General features: G+C 56.9%; 17 protein-coding genes and 1 other RNA gene. 6 read left to right on the top strand and 12 right to left on the bottom strand.

Going from position 1 to position 16,969, the window contains the following annotated elements:
• Nucleotides 1–91: 91 nt before the first annotated feature.
• On the bottom strand, nt 92–1,162 hold the full coding sequence (locus ACQG2Q_RS05085) for a LacI family DNA-binding transcriptional regulator (protein ID WP_045622300.1): 1,071 nt from the start codon (nt 1,160–1,162) through the stop codon (nt 92–94).
• Nucleotides 1,163–1,237: 75 nt separating this feature from the next.
• Nucleotides 1,238–1,849: a YczE/YyaS/YitT family protein gene (locus ACQG2Q_RS05080; RefSeq protein WP_096216670.1), complete on the bottom strand. Its 612-nt coding sequence runs from the start codon at nt 1,847–1,849 to the stop codon at nt 1,238–1,240.
• A gap of 84 nt (nt 1,850–1,933) precedes the next feature.
• Between ACQG2Q_RS05080 and ACQG2Q_RS05075 the strand changes: the two genes are divergently transcribed.
• Entirely contained in the window at nt 1,934–3,355 is a 1,422-nt protein-coding gene (locus ACQG2Q_RS05075) for a PLP-dependent aminotransferase family protein (protein ID WP_058676951.1), read from the top strand.
• Nucleotides 3,356–3,425: 70 nt separating this feature from the next.
• On the opposite strand, the gene ACQG2Q_RS05070 is transcribed toward ACQG2Q_RS05075, so the two are convergent.
• The 3 genes from ACQG2Q_RS05070 to ffs all read right to left on the bottom strand — a co-directional run bounded on the left by ACQG2Q_RS05070 (nt 3,426) and on the right by ffs (nt 4,234).
• Complete coding sequence (locus ACQG2Q_RS05070) at nt 3,426–3,641, bottom strand: hypothetical protein (RefSeq protein WP_006809861.1); 216 nt, start codon at nt 3,639–3,641, stop codon at nt 3,426–3,428.
• Nucleotides 3,638–3,889, bottom strand: a complete 252-nt coding sequence (locus ACQG2Q_RS05065) for a hypothetical protein (protein ID WP_022647261.1) — start codon at nt 3,887–3,889, stop codon at nt 3,638–3,640. The genes ACQG2Q_RS05070 and ACQG2Q_RS05065 overlap by 4 nt, the downstream gene beginning before the upstream one ends.
• A 248-nt stretch (nt 3,890–4,137) precedes the next feature.
• An RNA gene (ffs, locus tag ACQG2Q_RS05060) (signal recognition particle sRNA small type) lies at nt 4,138–4,234 on the bottom strand.
• Nucleotides 4,235–4,404: 170 nt separating this feature from the next.
• Between ffs and ACQG2Q_RS05055 the strand changes: the two genes are divergently transcribed.
• Entirely contained in the window at nt 4,405–4,716 is a 312-nt protein-coding gene (locus tag ACQG2Q_RS05055) for an MGMT family protein (RefSeq protein WP_022647260.1), read from the top strand.
• Nucleotides 4,717–4,753: 37 nt separating this feature from the next.
• On the opposite strand, the gene ACQG2Q_RS05050 is transcribed toward ACQG2Q_RS05055, so the two are convergent.
• Nucleotides 4,754–5,281 carry a YbaY family lipoprotein gene (locus ACQG2Q_RS05050; RefSeq protein ID WP_022647259.1) on the bottom strand — a complete coding sequence of 176 codons (528 nt, stop codon included), beginning with the start codon at nt 5,279–5,281 and terminating at the stop codon, nt 4,754–4,756.
• Nucleotides 5,282–5,484: 203 nt separating this feature from the next.
• On the opposite strand from ACQG2Q_RS05050, the gene tesB reads away from it, so the two are divergent.
• Nucleotides 5,485–6,345: an acyl-CoA thioesterase II gene (tesB, locus tag ACQG2Q_RS05045; protein ID WP_022647258.1), complete on the top strand. Its 861-nt coding sequence runs from the start codon at nt 5,485–5,487 to the stop codon at nt 6,343–6,345.
• Between the two features lie 93 nt (nt 6,346–6,438).
• On the opposite strand, the gene amtB is transcribed toward tesB, so the two are convergent.
• The 5 genes from amtB to ACQG2Q_RS05020 all read right to left on the bottom strand — a co-directional run bounded on the left by amtB (nt 6,439) and on the right by ACQG2Q_RS05020 (nt 12,328).
• Nucleotides 6,439–7,725, bottom strand: coding sequence for an ammonium transporter AmtB (gene amtB / locus ACQG2Q_RS05040; RefSeq protein ID WP_022647257.1), 1,287 nt, complete (start codon nt 7,723–7,725; stop codon nt 6,439–6,441).
• Between the two features lie 35 nt (nt 7,726–7,760).
• Nucleotides 7,761–8,099, bottom strand: coding sequence for a P-II family nitrogen regulator (glnK, locus tag ACQG2Q_RS05035; protein WP_006809867.1), 339 nt, complete (start codon nt 8,097–8,099; stop codon nt 7,761–7,763).
• Between the two features lie 211 nt (nt 8,100–8,310).
• Nucleotides 8,311–10,092 carry a SmdB family multidrug efflux ABC transporter permease/ATP-binding protein gene (locus ACQG2Q_RS05030; RefSeq protein ID WP_023299457.1) on the bottom strand — a complete coding sequence of 594 codons (1,782 nt, stop codon included), beginning with the start codon at nt 10,090–10,092 and terminating at the stop codon, nt 8,311–8,313.
• Nucleotides 10,085–11,839, bottom strand: a complete 1,755-nt coding sequence (locus tag ACQG2Q_RS05025) for a SmdA family multidrug ABC transporter permease/ATP-binding protein (RefSeq protein WP_023305589.1) — start codon at nt 11,837–11,839, stop codon at nt 10,085–10,087. Before ACQG2Q_RS05025 ends, ACQG2Q_RS05030 begins: the two co-directional genes overlap by 8 nt.
• Before the next feature lie 30 nt (nt 11,840–11,869).
• Nucleotides 11,870–12,328: an Lrp/AsnC family transcriptional regulator gene (locus ACQG2Q_RS05020; RefSeq protein WP_063849489.1), complete on the bottom strand. Its 459-nt coding sequence runs from the start codon at nt 12,326–12,328 to the stop codon at nt 11,870–11,872.
• Between the two features lie 115 nt (nt 12,329–12,443).
• Here ACQG2Q_RS05020 and ACQG2Q_RS05015 point away from each other — a divergent pair, with 115 nt between their 5' ends.
• A complete protein-coding gene (locus ACQG2Q_RS05015) occupies nt 12,444–13,490 on the top strand; it encodes a PLP-dependent cysteine synthase family protein (protein WP_023299455.1) in 1,047 nt (348 codons plus the stop codon).
• 41 nt (nt 13,491–13,531) lie between these two features.
• On the opposite strand, the gene cof is transcribed toward ACQG2Q_RS05015, so the two are convergent.
• Complete coding sequence (gene cof, locus ACQG2Q_RS05010) at nt 13,532–14,350, bottom strand: HMP-PP phosphatase (RefSeq protein WP_023299454.1); 819 nt, start codon at nt 14,348–14,350, stop codon at nt 13,532–13,534.
• 101 nt (nt 14,351–14,451) lie between these two features.
• Here cof and ACQG2Q_RS05005 point away from each other — a divergent pair, with 101 nt between their 5' ends.
• Together ACQG2Q_RS05005 and queC are read left to right on the top strand one after the other, a co-directional pair.
• Nucleotides 14,452–16,152, top strand: a complete 1,701-nt coding sequence (locus ACQG2Q_RS05005) for an SgrR family transcriptional regulator (protein ID WP_063849488.1) — start codon at nt 14,452–14,454, stop codon at nt 16,150–16,152.
• 66 nt (nt 16,153–16,218) lie between these two features.
• A complete protein-coding gene (queC, locus tag ACQG2Q_RS05000) occupies nt 16,219–16,914 on the top strand; it encodes a 7-cyano-7-deazaguanine synthase QueC (protein WP_022647250.1) in 696 nt (231 codons plus the stop codon).
• The last annotated feature ends 55 nt before the right edge of the window (nt 16,915–16,969 follow it).

The raw sequence follows: 16,969 nt of genomic DNA, 5'->3' as shown, positions 1-16,969 counted from the left end.
ACGAAGCGCTCACAATTTTAGTCAACATGCCCTGGTAAACGGTGGCGGTAAAGACTTTGATCGTCACCAGGCGAGCACGATCACAAAAGTGCTAGCTGCGCGCCAGTTTCTCCGCCAGCAGCGCCAGCGTTCTTAGCTGTTGCGCCAGATCTTCACGATCGGCCTGTTGTACGGCGCGCGGCGCGGTGGAATGACGAACGATCAACGTAACGGGAAGTTGTTGTTGCCAGGGTTCGGCGTGACGGGCAGTTGCCAGGAGCCACTCCACGCTGCGTTCACCGGCCTCGCGGAACGCCTGCCGAACGGTGGTCAGCGGAGGGGAAAACCACGCGCTGTCAGCCGTATCATCAAACCCGACAACCGAGATCTGCCCCGGTACCGCAACGCCTTTTTCCGCACAGGCGCGTAAAACGCCAAGCGCCATCTGATCGTTCGCCACAAGGATCGCCTCCGGCAGCTGCGCGCCCGCCAGGAGCTGATGCCCTTTCTCGTAGCCTGAAGCCGCGCTCCAGTCGCCCTGCGCCACCGCAAACGCCTCCACGCCAGCCTGAGCCAGCGTAGTTTTCCATCCCGCCAGGCGAGCCCGGGCAGAGACAGAACTTTCCGGCCCGGCGAGCAGCGCAATTCGCCGGTGCCCCAGCGAAAGCAGATGCTCCGCCCCCAGGCCAGCGCCCTGTTCAGCATTGAAAACGAGGCTGTTAACCCGAGCTGTGGGGGAAACATCAAGAAAAAGAACCGGGGTCGGCGAGGCCATTTCCTGAAGCATTTCTGCCTGAGCATCTTCCAGCGGAACGTTCACCAGCAGCGCCTCCACGCGCTGCGCCAGTAACTCCTGCAAAGCAGCCTGACACTGCGCGGGCTGCTCCACCATAGAGATGAGCACGCCAGCCCCCTGCTCCACTGCCCGGGATTTTACAGCTGAGGCGATTTGCGACGGCGCATGCAGCGCCAGATCGCTGGTCATCAGCCCCAGCGTGCGGGTGCGTTTTCCGGCCAGCTGCTGCGCGCCACGGTTAGGTACATAATGTAGCGCCGCCATGGCCTGTCGGACCTTTTCCCGCGTACGGGCAGAAACGTGTTCCGCGTCGTTAATCACCCGGGAAACGGTCTGATAAGAAACGCCCGCTACGCGGGCAACGTCATAAAGAGTGATCGCTTTCATAGATTCTGGCGTCGTAAAAGGTAGCCACTATTCTGACACAGTTACGCCATTATAGCCTGTGAGCGCTTCGCAAAATTAAGCAATCCGCTCCGGCTGCGCGGCTTTCTGCATGCGCGGTCTCTGGCGAAACCACGGCAAACAAAGCTGGATCAGCGGGCCGATGGTTAACGCATATAGCACGGTTCCGACGCCAAACGCTCCCCCGAGGAGGTAGCCGACGATCAACACGGTCACCTCGATTGCGGTACGCACGCTGCGGATCGACCAGCCCAGCCGGGCGTGTATGCCGGTCATCAGACCGTCGCGCGGGCCTGCGCCAAAACCCGCGCCGATATACATTCCGGTGGCAAGGGCGTTAACCACAATGCCGGAAACCAGCAGGGTGATGCGCACGGGCAGCGAGGTGAGTTCCGGGATCAATGCCATTGACGCATCTGCCGCCAGGCCAATACAAATCACGTTACTGACCGTACCCAGCCCCGGAAGCTGACGCAGCGGGATCCATAGCAGCAGCACCGCAGCCCCGGTTAAAATCATCACCGTGCCGATGCTCATTCCGGCCTGGATGGCGACGCCAAGGTGAAAAACATTCCAGGGATCAACACCCAGATCCGAACGAATAAATATCGCGGTTGAAAGTCCGTAAAGGGCTAAACCGACATAAAGTTGTACCAGACGACGCACCATTTTCTCTTCTCCGAATAACCAGCTTCCATCTTCGCTGAAAATGGCACTATGATTAATGTCCAGTTTTCAAATAGTGGACTGCACATGTCATCTCGTCGTTTTGGAAGCCAGTCTCTGGTTCGCCTGTTAGGGCACTGGCAACAAACCTCTTCCCGCACCCCGCGGTGGCGCCAGCTGGCTGACGCGTTACGCCTGTTAATTCTGGATGGCAGGCTGGCGCTAAACACGCGCCTGCCCGGAGAGCGGGAACTGGCCGCCGCACTGGACGTCAGCCGCACCACCATCAGCAGCGCGCTGGCGCATCTGCGTGAAGAGGGTTTTCTGGAGAGCCGTCACGGCAGCGGTTCCCGGGCGATCCTGCCAGACAGCCGGGCCGTGCCCACGCTTTCCACTGCCAGCGCGGCGCTGGATCTCTCAACCGCCGCGCTCAACGCAGGGCCAGAGATCCATCAGGCCTACACCCACGCGCTGACGACCATTACGCCGAATCTGGCGCTGACCGGGTACGATCAGCTTGGGCTTCCAGCGCTGCGTGAAGCTATCGCCGCCCGCTACACCGCACGCGGTCTGCCCACCCGGGCAGACGAAGTGATGGTGGTGAACGGTGCCGTCAGCGGCTTCGCCCTGATCTTAAGAATGATGACCGGGCCCGGGGATCGCGTGGTGGTGGATCATCCCACCTACCCGCTGGCGATAGCCGCGATTCAGGGGGCGCAATGCCGGCCCGTGGGCGTCTCGCTGCCAGAAACGGGCTGGGATACCGATGGTTTTGCCGCAACGCTTGCCCAGACAGCCCCGCGTCTGGCCTATCTAATGCCGGATTTTCATAATCCGACCGGGCGCTGCATGGATGCCGCGACGCGTCAGACCATAACCGACATCGCCGCGCAAACCCGCACCACGCTGGTAGTGGATGAAACCATGGTCGATCTCTGGTTCGATGCTCCCCCGCCGCCGCCGCTGGCCGCCTTTAACCCGGAGGCCGCGGTGATTACGCTGGGTTCCGCAGGCAAAAGCTTCTGGGGTGGGCTTCGTCTCGGCTGGATCCGCGCCTCGTCCCGCACTATCGCCACGCTCGCACAGACGCGCGATACGCTGGATCTGGGCTCTCCGGTGCTGGAACAGCTGGCCACGCTGTGGCTTATCGAAAACAGTGAAACCTTCCTGCCTGCCCGGCGGGAAATGCTGGCAGAACGGCGTGACCGCTGCGGCCAGATGTTACGGAAGCATTTCCCCGAATGGCGGTTTCAGGAAGCGGAGGGAGGACTTTCATACTGGATTGAACTACCCGGCATGCTGGCTACTCAACTGGCGGCACGTGCGGAAACGACAGGCATCATTATGGGCACCGGCACGCGCTTTGGGCTTTCAGGCGCGTTTGACCGCTACCTGCGTATGCCCTTCTCACTCAATTCGCCAGAACTTGAAGAGGCATTACTACGTATCAAACCGCTGTGGCTTGCCTTAAATAAAAGTACACCGCCAGTAAAACGGAGCCTGGTGTAAATTATTCGCCAGAAACAATAAAAACTGCTGACTGTAACGCATGCAGTCAGCAGTTTTCATGAAGAACAACTTAATGTTGAGGAGGAATCGGGAAGCCTTTCAGCGAAATAATGAAATTTTCACCTTCTTTCTTTATTTTCGCACCGGTATCACACCAGTCAGACGCAATTCGAAAGAACTCATCGCTTCCTACATTCCAGCCAAGACGAACATGTTTCACATAGCCCGAACGTAACAGATTGCAGGCCTCGTTGTAATCGCTGGCTGTCGATAGTTGTTGTTTCATTTTCTCTTCTTCAGAAGTTTACGTAGTGCTTTGATTTCTTTAGGAGTAAATGGATTTACGCTCTCTTCTTCCGTATGCTGATTATCAACATCCTCTTCCGATACTCCCGCCTCTTCTACTGCTTCAAATGCCAGCAGCAGCAGTTTCTCTGTGGTCACGCTTAAATTCTCATTATTGTCTTCCGCATAGTGGCGGAGTCTTTCTTTTAGCGCTTCATCAATTTTAACGTTTAAAACCGCAGTTACCATGATTGTCACATCCTTTCGGAACACGTGTTTAATTTAATACACGAAGATAAGTTTGTTATCCAGATATATATTTTTTTACTTATGACAACAAAAAGACGCCCGATAATAAAATGACAGTCTATTATTACAGGTTTATGACATTATTATTTCAGTTCAATGAAGGATATATTGCACGAACAAAATAGGCACATAATTGAGAAGGTTTATATAGGGGGGAAACTTCAGAGAAGAACACAAATGGGTGGGGGCCCTGCCAGCTACATCCCGGCACCCACGTCGTCTGCCCTGGCTGCTTCCTTCCGGACCTGACCTGGTGAACAGAGTAGCGTTGCGGGAGAACCAACAGAGCCCCCATTGAGAGCGTTGATAACCAACGCGCTGGCGCATTATCCCTGTGGAGCACCTCAATTGCAAGCCGCTGGCAACTGGATGCTGGATTATTGCGCAAACTGACCCGACAATCTTCTTTATATTCGTATAACATTACCCTTCGCTGAATTCCCGCTGGAGAAACAATGGACGAACACGACTCTTTCCCACAGCGAGTGTGGCAAATCGTGGCCTCGATTCCGGAAGGCTGTGTCACGACCTATGGGGAAGTCGCCCGACTGGCGGGCTCTCCGCGCGCAGCGCGTCAGGTTGGCGGCGTGCTAAGAAGGCTTCCGGAGGGAAGTACGTTACCATGGCACCGGGTCGTTAATCGCCATGGCGCCATTTCCCTCACCGGGCCAGACTTGCAGCGCCAGCGTCAGGCATTACTCTCAGAAGGGGTACAGGTGTCCGGGACGGGACAGATAGATATGCAGAAGTATCGCTGGGAATACTGACGCCCTCTCCCGTCAAGATGAAGAGGGCGAAAGAAAGTTACAACTGTGTTGGCGGTGTAGGCAAGGTCGGCTGATTGGTCTGCGTTGCCACAGGCACTTCAGTCTGCTGCACCGGGACCAGGGTCAGGTCGATTTTGGTGCCCCCTTTGTTGACCGCTTCCTGCACGGTATCGGTGATAAAGACCAGCTTATCGTTGATCGTTACCGCCGCGCTCAGGAGGATACGCGCGTTAGGCTGAACGTCAGACGGGTTGTACGGCAGCACGAAGCTGAACGGCGCCTGTTTACCCTCTGTACGAACTGCACGCTGTGCAAGGACTTTAGACGGTGCATCCGCCAGAGACGCATCGGATAACGTGACCGTTAAAACCGCGTCCGGCGGCAGAGCGACTTTCTGTTTGATCCAGATGGTACCGGACACGTTAGGCTGTCGAATAGCTTGCTGTGAAAGGGTGTTAATCCCGTTTGGGGTCGCCGTTGGTACCGCTACATCGGCACTCTTATCCGCACAGGCGGACAACGCCACCGCCATTGCAACACCGCTTAACATAGGCACGAGTTTCATTGAAGTCTCCTTATCATCAATGCACCGGCGGGATCGATCCCATCCGATGTCGTTTTATTCACATAACGTAAACAAGTGTGGCACAAATCACGGATTTATGCCTAATTTTGCCCAGGTATTAAGATAATTCTACCCATCGGACCACTATCGTTTCTGCGTTATACTCAGCGTATCTTTCGCCACGGCGTTTATTGAGGACCACTATGAGTCAGGCACTGAACAATCTGCTGACATTGCTGAACCTGGAAAAAATAGAAGAAGGGCTTTTTCGCGGACAGAGCGAAGATTTAGGCTTACGCCAGGTTTTTGGGGGCCAGGTCGTGGGGCAAGCGCTATATGCCGCTAAGGAGACCGTTCCGGCAGACCGTCTGGTGCACTCATTCCACAGCTACTTTTTACGCCCCGGTGACAGCGCTAAACCGATTGTGTACGACGTGGAAGTTCTGCGTGACGGCCAAAGCTTCAGCGCTCGCCGTGTGGCGGCCATCCAGCATGGGAAACCCATCTTCTACATGACCGCCTCCTTCCAGGCGCCAGAGCCGGGCTATGAGCATCAAAAACAGATGCCGTCCGCCCCATCGCCGGACGATCTGAAATCGGAAACTGAAATTGCCCGCGCACTCGCACATCTGCTGCCGCCGCAGGTAAAAGAGAAGTTTCTGTGCGATAAACCGCTGGAGATCCGCCCGGTCGAATTTCATAACCCAATGAAGGGGCATACTGCTGAGCCCACCCGCCAGGTGTGGATCCGCGCCAACGGCAGCGTACCGGCAGACTTGCGCGTGCATCAGTATCTGCTGGGTTATGCGTCGGATTTCAACTTCCTGCCGGTTGCGCTACAGCCGCACGGCGTGGGATTCCTGGAAAAAGGGATGCAGGTCGCCACGATTGACCATTCCATGTGGTTCCATCGTCCTTTCGATATGAACGAGTGGCTGCTTTACAGCGTAGAAAGTACCTCTGCGTCCAGCGCACGCGGTTTTGTTCGCGGGGAGTTTTACACCCAGGATGGTGTGCTGGTGGCTTCTACCGTGCAGGAAGGTGTGATGCGTAATCGAGGGTGAGGTAAAAAGCCCGGTCGCTACGCTTACCGGGCCTGCAAATTTCACTTTTTCAGGCCGGGTAAGGCGAAGCCACCACCCGGCAAGGCACTCAAATTATGCGTTGTACGCATTCTCGCCGTGGCTGTTGACGTCCAGACCTTCGCGCTCCTGCTCTTCCGGTACGCGCAGCCCCACGGTCATATCGGCCAGCTTGTAGCCGATAAAAGCTACAACGCCCGACCAGACAACCGTAATCGCGATACTTTCAAGCTGGACCAGCACCTGATGCATCATGGTCACGCCTTCAGCATAACCCACGCCGCCCAAAGATTGTGCAGCAAAGATACCGGTCATGATACAGCCGATAATGCCGCACACACCGTGTACGCCGAATACATCACACGGATCGTCAACGCGCAGAATACGTTTCAGTGCGGTAACGCCCCACAGCCCCGCCAGACCCGCGACGATACCGATCAGCAATGCGCCGCCCACGCCCACGTAACCGCATGCTGGCGTAATACCTACCAGACCGGCAATCGCCCCAGAACAGGCACCCAGCAGGGATGGCTTGCCGCGAACGGCCCACTCGCCAAATACCCATGAGAGGATGGCCCCGGCAGTTGCCACCACGGTATTCACGAAGGCCAGCGCGGCGATTTCGTTAGCGGCGCTGGCTGAACCTGCGTTGAAGCCGAACCAGCCAAAGTAGAGGATGGCGGTGCCGGTAAAGACCATCGGCAGGTTGTGCGGCTTAAATGCTTCTTTCCCGAAGCCCACGCGCTTGCCAATCAGGTATGCGCCTACCAGGCCGGCTACGGCGGCGTTGATGTGAACAACGGTGCCGCCCGCAAAGTCCAGAGCGCCATGGGAAGCCAACAGACCACCGCCCCAGACCATATGCGCAATCGGGACATAGGAGAGCGTCAGCCAGACCACCACGAAAATCAGTACCGCAGAGAAGCGGATACGCTCAGCCAGCGCGCCCACAATCAGCCCCACGGTAATGCACGCGAATGAGCCCTGGAACGCGACATGAATATACTGATAGAAGCTGCCCATTACCGCGGTCAGTTCGATATTTTTCAGCATCGCCCAGTTAACGTTGCCGAAGAAGGCGTTGCCCTCCCCGAAGGCCAGCGAATAACCGTAAACCACCCACAGCACGCACACCAGCGCGAACGTGACGGCAACCTGCGTCAGCATGGAGAGTACGTTCTTGCCGCGGATCAGGCCGCCGTAAAACAGCGCGATCCCCGGAATCGTCATGAACAGCACCAGTGCGGTGCAAATCATCATAAAGGCGTTATCGGCTTTGTCTGCCACAGCAGGTGCAGCCATTGCCAGGCCCGGCAGCAGTGCCAGCGAACCCAGACCTGTTTTCATTGTTGCTTTCATCATTTTCTCGATCCCTATCACTGTGTGCCAGGAGTTACTTACAACGCCGCTTCGTCAGATTCGCCGGTACGGATGCGAATGACGCGCTGTAGTTCGGCAACGAAAATTTTGCCGTCGCCAATTTTTCCGGTGTAGGCCGCTTTGCTGACGACATCAATCACCTCATCAAGCTGATCGTCGGCAATCGCCACATCAATCTTCACTTTTGGCAGGAAGTTAACGCTGTATTCCGCCCCGCGATAAAGCTCGGCATGACCTTTCTGACGCCCAAAGCCTTTCACTTCGGTGACAGTCAGTCCCTGAATACCCATGGAAGACAGCGCTTCACGCACGTCTTCGAGTTTGAATGGTTTGATTACCACCGTAACCAGCTTCATATATCCCCTCCAGTCAGAATTCGGTAATGGCCGCAGCTAACACGAGAGGGATATTGCAAAGGGTGTGCCAGAAGTGAAATGTGAGGAGGAAAGCGCCGCGGCGCGCATGCGCCGCGAAGGGGTGAAAAAAAACGCACCATGGCAGTGCAGGGTGCGTTTCAGTTTTGCACCAACGGTTAAGACTGTTAGCGCATTGCCTTGTTATGGTGCATCAGGCGCTGAGCGACTCCTCCTCGCGCACGCTGGCGGCCAGCTCGTCGCCTGCCAGCTGCAACTGATACATCTGCCAGTAGCGTCCTTTTGCCTCAAGCAACGCTTTGTGCGTACCCCGTTCAACGGCCTGGCCACGGTGCAGCACCAGAATGGTATCGGCATCGACGATCGTTGAGAGGCGGTGAGCGATCACCACCAGCGTAGTGCGATCCCGCACGGCAGCCAGCGCCAGCTGGATCGCCTGTTCGGTACCGGAGTCGATGCTTGCGGTCGCTTCATCCAGAATCAACACCTGCGGCGTCTCAATCAGCACGCGCGCCAGCGCCAGGAGCTGCTTTTGCCCGACAGAGAGGTTATTGCCTTGCTCGCCCAGCCGGGTATTGATCCCCTCGCTTAACCCGCGCGCCAGATCTGCCAGCTGCACCGTTTCCAGCACCTCCCATACCTGCTCAGGCGTGAAAGATCGTCCCAGCGTCACGTTGGCATAAAAGGTATCCGCCAGCACTACCGGATCCTGCTGCACCATCGCGACGCCTTTACGCAACGCGTTGTGGCTAAGCGCGGAAAGAGGCCGTCCATCCAGACGGATCTCCCCCTGCGTCAACGGATAGTAGCCCATCAGCAAACTGGCGAGCGTGCTTTTGCCGCTGCCGGTATGCCCAACCAGTGCGACAAAACCGCGCGACGGTACCTCGAGGTTGATATCCTGCAAGACAAGCTGATCGTCGCGGTAGGCAAACGAGACATGATCAAACGCTATGGATCCACTTTCCAGCGGACGTTCATCATCGCCATAGGTCTGACGCGGCCTGTCCATCAGCTCAAACACACGCTCACCCGCGACTACCGCCTGTTGCAGCATCGATTGCTGCGTAGTGAGTTCAATCAGCGGTTCGTTAAGACGGCCAAGGTAACTGATAAACGCGTACAGCACTCCCACCTCAATGGTTCCACGCGTCGTCAGGCCAAACAGCATCAACATCCCGCACAGCACCAGCGCAGAGAAGAGGCTCAGCAGCGGGCGTAACAGGAAGCCGTCCAGACGTAACGTCTGCATCCGCGCCATATAGTGCGAACGGCTGGCTTCTCCCATTCGCTCGCCAAAACGCGCCTGCTGGCGAAACTGCTGGATAACGCTCATGCCGTTGATCACTTCGTTGAAGCCATCATTGATATCTGCAAGGTAAGCGCGCACGCGACGAACAATCGGCGTGCTGTAGCGCTGGTAAATTACCATCACAATCAGCACCGCCGGGAAAATAGCGATCGCCACCAGCGCCATCCGCCAGTCCAGACTGAACATCGCCACCAGCATCGCGCCAATCAATGCGGCACTGCGCAGAACCGTTGCGACAACGGTCACATAAAGGTCGCGGATCACCTCGGTGTCATTGGTGACGCGCGAAATAACCTGCCCGACCGGCTGGGTATCAAACTCGCTCAGCGGCTGACGCAGCGCGGCATCCATCACATCCGTGCGTAGCTGCTGGACCACGCCCACGGCGGCCCGGTTAAACAGCAGCGACTGCGCATAGTGCAGCCCCGCCGCCGTCAGCTGTAGCCCGACATACGCCACACCCAGCCCCGCCACCAGCCCCAGCGGCAGATAGCTTTTCGCCACCATGTTATCGATAAAATAGCTGATAAGCAGCGGACCGGTCACCTCCGCAATCGCGGCGATCCACAGTAACAGCACGGCGATGGAAAGCGGTTTGCGCCACGGTGAGCCATAGGCGAGCAGCCGTTTTAACGTCGGCCACATCTGTCCAAACTTACGCATCGGTGACCTCCTCATCCAGCGCAGCTTCAAGCTGTTGATAGCGGTACATATCCCGATACCAGCCGGCCTGCCCGGCAAGCTGCTCATGCTGACCACGCTGAGCAATATGCCCGTGCTGAAGCACCAGAATTTCACTGGCTTCGGTAAGGGCCGACAGACGGTGCGCGCTGATGATGACCGTGCGCCCCTCCCCCCACTGCCGAAGGTTATGCAGAATTTGATGCTCGGTACGCCCGTCAACCGCGGACAGCGCATCATCCAGAATCAGGATCTCAGCGTCCAGCAGCAGCGCGCGGGCAATAGAGATACGCTGTTTTTGTCCACCGGAGAGCATAACGCCCCGCTCACCCACTTCTGTGTCGTAGCCCTGCGGCAGGCGCAGAATATCCTCGTGGACGCTGGCTAAGCGCGCCACATGCTCGATCTGGTCCTGTGTCGCCGTCGGGCACCCGAGCGCGATATTGTTGGCTATGGTGTCTGAAAACAAAAACGGCGTCTGGCTGACGACCGCCAGGCGGCTGCGCCAGTCATCCAGCAGCAGACGTGGCAGGGAGACGTCATGGAAACGGATATCGCCTTCGCTCACGTCAAAATGGCGCTGAATCAGCGACAGAATGGTGCTTTTACCGGAGCCCGTCGGGCCGCAGATGCCCAGCATCTGACCAGGACGCAGCGTGAAACTGACGTTTTCAAGCACCGGATGTTCCGTTTGCGGGTAGATAAAGACGCGGATATCAGCCTTCAGAACACCCGGACCTTCCGGTACCGGCTCGCTGCCATCGTTCACTACCGGCACTTCCGCCAGCATGGCGCGGATACGGCTGTAGGCGGCGCTCCCACGTTCAACGATGTTAAACATCCAGGCCAGCGCCAGCATCGGCCAAATCATCAGCCCGAGGTACATCGCAAAGCTGGTTAACTGCCCGAGGGTCATGGTGCCTCGCACCACCATCCAGCTGCCGCCGCCCACCGCCAGCAGGTTCGCCATACCAATCGCAATATAAATTGTCGGATCGAAACGGGCATCAATACGCGCCACGCGCATGTTTTTCGCGCCGGTATCGGCGGCGTCGGCGGCAAACAGCGCGGACTGGCGGTCTTCCAGACCAAACGCTTTGATCATGCGGATGCTGGTCATGCTCTCCTGGGTGCGATCGTTCAGCGACGAGAACGCCGCCTGCGCCAGCTTAAAGCGTTCATGGAGCTGCTCGCCGTAGCGGTTAATTGCCAGCGCCATCAGCGGCATTGGCAGCAGCGCTAGCAGCGTGAGCTCCCAGCTAATTTGCGTAGACATCACAATCAGTACCGCACAGCCCATCACCAGGGAATCCACCAGCGTTAACACCCCTTCACCGGCGGCAAACACCACACGGTCCACATCGTTTGTGGCGCGGGCGATGAGATCCCCGGTACGGTGACGCAGATAAAACTCAGGGTGCTGGCGGCTCAGCTGGCGGTAAAAGTCCTCGCGCAGCTCAACGGCAAGCTGATAGGACGCGCCGAACAGCAGCACGCGCCAGACATAACGCAGCAGGTAAACCACCACGGCCGTCAACACCAGCGTACCGACCCACATCATCACCCGTGCGGCGGTGTAATGTTGTTCCGTAACACCATCCACGACGTATCCCACCACTTTGGGCGGGATCAGTTGCAAAATGGCAATGATAATAAGCAGGGCCACCGCGCCGAGGTAGCGTTGCCACTCCCGACGAAAGTACCAGCTTAATTGGGCAAATAATCGCACGCGGTCTTTTCCTGAAGATATTTTATGAAGTTATTCAATGGGTAACGCTGTGGTGTATTTAATCTGTTCCATGGCGAAACTGGAGGTGACATCGGACAAGCCCGGTACGCTATTGACCAGCCGCTTGTAAAAATCATCGTAGCGCTTCATGTCTGCCACCTGAACGCGCATCAGATAGTCGTATTCCCCCGCCATGCGCCAGAAGCCGAGCACCTCGGGCATGTCGGAAACCTGGGTGACGAAGCGGCTGTACCATTCGCTGCTGTGATGCTGCGTTTTTATCAGGACGAAGGCGGTCAGTCCAAGCCCCAGTTTTTCGGGGTCCAGCAGCGCCACACGTCCCAGCAGAATGCCATCGTCTTCCAGCTTCCTGAGGCGCTTCCAGCACGGTGTGGTGGTCAGATTAACGGCATCTGCCAGCGCCTGCAAAGAGAGGGTGCAGTCGCTTTGCAGCAAAGAAAGCAGCTTGCGGTCAATTTTATCTAGCATATCCACCTCACAGAGAAAATTATTCTCCTTACATTCTATTTTAAAGGCCAGATAGCAACAATTTTTTCTGTGCTTTTCGCTATGCTGGGCACAAAATGACAAACGGATAACTACGATGAATAGCACCTGGGTTAAACATGCCATCAGCGAAATAAATGCCGACTATCAGCGCTCGGCAGACACCCATTTGATCCGCCTGCCTTTGCCTGGATTTCCCGGCATTCAGCTTTACCTGAAGGATGAAAGTACCCATCCTACCGGCAGCCTGAAGCATCGCCTGGCGCGTTCACTCTTTTTATACGGTTTATGTAACGGCTGGATTAAAGAAGGCACCACGATTATTGAATCGTCGTCCGGATCAACTGCCGTCTCAGAGGCCTACTTTGCCCGCCTGCTGGGCCTGCCGTTTATCGCTGTGATGCCCTCCTGCACGGCGAAACGTAAAGTTGAACAGATCGAATTTTACGGCGGACGCTGCCACTTTGTGGAAAGCGCCTGCGAAATCTATGCGGCCTCCGAAATGCTGGCCCGCGAACTAAATGGTCACTATATGGACCAGTTCACCTTCGCCGAGCGCGCCACCGACTGGCGCGGCAATAATAACATTGCGGACAGCATTTTCCGCCAGATGACCCACGAGCCACATCCCGTCCCCTCTTACATTGTCATGAGCGCGGGCACGGGCGGAACCTCCGCCACCATCGGACGTTATATCCGCTGTCAGGGTTATGATACGCAGCTGATGGTGGTTGACCCTCAGAACTCGGTGTTCCTTGATTACTGGCAATCTCGCGATGCCAGCCTGCGGAGCCCTGTGGGGAGCAAGATCGAAGGAATTGGTCGCCCGCGCGTCGAACCCTCGTTCATTCCGGACGTTGTGGATGAGATGCTCCGCGTGCCGGACGCCGCCAGCGTCGCGACGGCGCACTGGCTGGAGACACAGCTTGGCCGTAAGGTCGGGGCCTCTACCGGCACCAATATGTGGGGGGCGCTACAACTGGCCGCGAGAATGCGTGAAGAAGGCCTTAGCGGCTCTGTCGTCACGCTGCTGTGCGACAGCGGGGAGCGCTACCTGGACACCTATTACAACGCAGAATGGGTGCAGGCCAATATTGGCGATGTTGAACCGTGGAAAGCGCAGATTTTGCATCTGGTGAAATAAAAAAAAGCCAGGCTTTAGCCTGGCTTGCTGGAAGGATCTCGCTATTCGGGGGAATATGGGAGGTTATTTTTGTCCAGCCAATGGGTCAAAAAATGGGACACCGCTTCGTTACGACAGTGTCCGATAACCGGTAAATGCGGGAGCGCGGCGATAAGTTGCGGCATCGCGTTCCCCATAATCAGCCCACGGCCTACGCTGCTCAGCATCTCGTGGTCGTTCATGGCGTCACCAAAGGCCATACAGTCCTGCATCGTCAGCCCCAGACGATCGCTCAGCACCGCCAGCGCAGATCCTTTGTTACAGCCCACCGGCAGCACTTCAAGACAGTCCACCGCCGAGAAGGTCAGGTGCGCCCGGTCGCCCAGCGCCTCGTTAAGCTGAATACGCAGGCGGCAGAGATCGTCGTGATCGCCGCAGAAGCAGATCTTGGTTACCTTGTGTGCCGGAATGCGGCGCAAATCGATGAGCTGATATTTAAAGCCACTGTAAACGTGAGCGTGCAGCAAGGCCGGGATCTCACGCCCGGTAAACCAGCCTTCATCGTTAAAAACATGCACGCTGGCCTGCGTATCCCAGGTGCTGTGCAGGACGATGTCCGCCACTTCCGGATCCAGATCCTGACGGTGCAGCACATCGCCCTCGACGGAGTGAATGCGCGTCCCGTTGCCGGTGATCAGGAACGCATCGAGGGCAAATGTTCCCAGCAGATGGCGCATCTCCAGCACATGACGACCAGTGGCAAACGTCAGGGTGACTTCACGCTCGCGCAGGCGCTTAAGTGTGTTCAGGGTTTTCTCCCCTAAACGGTGATCCGGCATTAACAGCGTGCCGTCCATATCAAATGCAGCGAGCCGAGCCATAATTACTCCCGAAATGTGATGCGGTTAACTTGTGCATCAGTATTACGTGAGATATACGGAAGTAATAGTGAATAGATGATAATTATTGTTCCGGGTTTTTCATGCGCCAGCTTAACCGTCTTAACCAGTATCAGCGTCTGTGGCACCCCTCCGCCGGCGCAACGCAGCAGGTGACCATCAGTGAACTTGCCAGCCGCTGCTTTTGCAGCGAGCGACATGTACGCACCCTGCTGCGCCAGGCGCAGGAGGCGGGCTGGCTAAGCTGGCACGCCCGCTCCGGACGAGGAAAGCGTGGGGAATTACGCTTTCACGTCACCCCGGATTCGTTGCGTAATACGATGATGGAAGAGGCCCTGAAAAGTGGACAGCAGCACAACGCGCTGGAGCTGGCCCAGCTCGCGCCTGAAGATTTGCGATCGCTGCTGCATCCGTTTATGGGCGGGCAATGGCAGAACGATACGCCGACGCTGCGTATTCCCTACTATCGCTCGCTGGAGCCGCTTCAGCCGGGGTTTCTCCCTGGCCGGGCGGAGCAGCATCTGGCGGGACAGGTATTCTCTGGTTTGACGCGTTTTAATGGTAACAGCAGTGAACCCACGGGCGATCTGGCGCATCACTGGGAAATCTCCGCTGACGGCCTGCGCTGGCATTTCTACATACGCTCCACCCTGCACTGGCATAACGGCGATAAAATAGAGACGGCACAGCTCAGGCAAAGCCTGACGGCGCTGCTATCGCAGCCCGGCATGGGCACGCTTTTCCGAAGCGTCTTACGTATCGAAACCACGCATCCGCAGTGCCTGACGTTTATTCTGCATCAACCTGACTATTGGCTGGCGCACAGGCTGGCAACCTACTGTAGCCGTCTGGCGCATTCTGATTACCCCGTGGTGGGCAGCGGTCCCTTCCGGCTGAGCGTTTTTGAGCCTGAACTGGTGCGTCTGGAAAGCCACGAGCAGTATCATCTTGGCCATCCGTTGCTTAAGGCTATCGAGTACTGGATCACGCCCCAGCTTTTTGACTACAGTCTGGGCACCAGCTGTCGCCACCCGGTGCAAATCGCCATTGGCGAGGCCGACGAGCTGGCCAGCCTGCGGCTGGTGAGTAACAGCACCAGTCTGGGCTTCTGCTACCTCACGCTGAAACAAAGTCCGCGTCTGAGCGAACTTCAGGCAAAGCGGCTGATTAATATCATTCATCTCTCAACGCTGCTGCACACGCTTCCCCTGAACGAAGGGCTCATCACTCCTACCGAGGAACTGCTTCCCGGCTGGGCGATCCCCCAGTGGACTGATTTAACCGACGTTGTGCTGCCAGAGGCATTGACGCTTGTCTACCACCTGCCGGTTGAGCTTCACACCATGGCCAGTCAGTTAAAAGCATACCTTGCGCGGCAGGGGTGTGAACTGACCGTCATCTTTCACGACGCCAAGACGTGGGACGGTTGCCAGCAGCTTGCCGATGCAGACATCATGATGGGAGACAGACTGATTGGCGAAGCGCCAGCGTACACCCTTGAGCAATGGCTCCGCTGCGATGCGCTCTGGCCGCATCTGCTGAGCGCACCGGCATACGCCCATTTGCAGGCCACACTGGATGCGGTGCAGACGCAGGCCGACGAACGTGACCGACACGCAGGACTTCAGGCTATCTTCAGCCGATTAATGGAGACAGCCGTCCTGACACCGCTCTTTAACTACCAGTATCAAATCAGCGCTCCTCCGGGCGTCAACGGCATACGCCTTAACACTCGCGGCTGGTTTGACTTCACCGAAGCCTGGCTTCCTCCACCAAACGCGTGAAGAAGCTGGTCGCCGCTTTAGCCAGGCGTTAACATGACGCTTTTACCGTAACTGTCGAGATGATCTATGAAACGTGCCGTCGTCGTGTTCAGCGGAGGACAAGATTCCACAACCTGCCTGATTCAGGCACTTCACCAGTATGATGAAGTGCACTGCGTCACTTTTGATTATGGTCAGCGTCATCGCGCTGAAATCGATGTCGCTCGTGAACTGGCCCTCAAACTGGGCGCCCGCGCTCATAAAGTGCTGGACGTGACGCTGTTAAATGAGCTGGCCGTCAGCAGCCTCACCCGCGACAGCATTCCGGTTCCTGATTACGAACCGGATGCCAGCGGCATTCCGAATACCTTCGTACCTGGGCGTAATATTCTCTTCCTGACCCTGACGGCAATCTATGCCTACCAGGTGAAAGCCGAAGCGGTGATCACGGGCGTGTGTGAGACCGACTTCTCTGGCTACCCGGACTGTCGGGATGAATTCGTGAAAGCACTCAATCACGCCGTCGATTTGGGTATGGCAAAAGAGACCCGCTTCGAAACGCCGCTGATGTGGCTGGATAAAGCCGAAACCTGGGCGCTGGCCGACTACTGGGGCAAGCTGGATATCGTTCGCAACGAGACCCTGACCTGCTACAACGGCATTAAAGGGGACGGCTGCGGGCAGTGTGCCGCCTGTAACCTGCGCGCGAACGGTCTGAATCATTATCTTGCGGATAAAGCGGGCGTGATGGCCGCGATGCAGAAAAAGACCGGTCTGAAATAAGGGCTAACTGTCCGCGCTGTCGTACAACAGGAGTCGACAGCGCGGGCATTCCTGA

Source organism: Enterobacter cloacae complex sp. 370H10 (assembly GCF_050031535.1).
GTDB lineage: Bacteria > Pseudomonadota > Gammaproteobacteria > Enterobacterales > Enterobacteriaceae > Enterobacter > Enterobacter intestinihominis.
This window is presented reverse-complemented; position numbering and strand designations above follow the sequence as displayed.

Bases quoted from the DNA above. Each gene is read 5' to 3' on its own strand.
- ACQG2Q_RS05085 (WP_045622300.1), bottom strand. From the start codon at position 1,162: ATGAAAGCGATCACTCTTTATGACGTTGCCCGCGTAGCGGGCGTTTCT.
- ACQG2Q_RS05080 (WP_096216670.1), bottom strand. From the start codon at position 1,849: ATGGTGCGTCGTCTGGTACAACTTTATGTCGGTTTAGCCCTTTACGGA.
- ACQG2Q_RS05075 (WP_058676951.1), top strand. From the start codon at position 1,934: ATGTCATCTCGTCGTTTTGGAAGCCAGTCTCTGGTTCGCCTGTTAGGG.
- ACQG2Q_RS05070 (WP_006809861.1), bottom strand. From the start codon at position 3,641: ATGAAACAACAACTATCGACAGCCAGCGATTACAACGAGGCCTGCAAT.
- ACQG2Q_RS05065 (WP_022647261.1), bottom strand. From the start codon at position 3,889: ATGGTAACTGCGGTTTTAAACGTTAAAATTGATGAAGCGCTAAAAGAA.
- ACQG2Q_RS05055 (WP_022647260.1), top strand. From the start codon at position 4,405: ATGGACGAACACGACTCTTTCCCACAGCGAGTGTGGCAAATCGTGGCC.
- ACQG2Q_RS05050 (WP_022647259.1), bottom strand. From the start codon at position 5,281: ATGAAACTCGTGCCTATGTTAAGCGGTGTTGCAATGGCGGTGGCGTTG.
- tesB (WP_022647258.1), top strand. From the start codon at position 5,485: ATGAGTCAGGCACTGAACAATCTGCTGACATTGCTGAACCTGGAAAAA.
- amtB (WP_022647257.1), bottom strand. From the start codon at position 7,725: ATGATGAAAGCAACAATGAAAACAGGTCTGGGTTCGCTGGCACTGCTG.
- glnK (WP_006809867.1), bottom strand. From the start codon at position 8,099: ATGAAGCTGGTTACGGTGGTAATCAAACCATTCAAACTCGAAGACGTG.
- ACQG2Q_RS05030 (WP_023299457.1), bottom strand. From the start codon at position 10,092: ATGCGTAAGTTTGGACAGATGTGGCCGACGTTAAAACGGCTGCTCGCC.
- ACQG2Q_RS05020 (WP_063849489.1), bottom strand. From the start codon at position 12,328: ATGCTAGATAAAATTGACCGCAAGCTGCTTTCTTTGCTGCAAAGCGAC.
- ACQG2Q_RS05015 (WP_023299455.1), top strand. From the start codon at position 12,444: ATGAATAGCACCTGGGTTAAACATGCCATCAGCGAAATAAATGCCGAC.
- cof (WP_023299454.1), bottom strand. From the start codon at position 14,350: ATGGCTCGGCTCGCTGCATTTGATATGGACGGCACGCTGTTAATGCCG.
- ACQG2Q_RS05005 (WP_063849488.1), top strand. From the start codon at position 14,452: ATGCGCCAGCTTAACCGTCTTAACCAGTATCAGCGTCTGTGGCACCCC.
- queC (WP_022647250.1), top strand. From the start codon at position 16,219: ATGAAACGTGCCGTCGTCGTGTTCAGCGGAGGACAAGATTCCACAACC.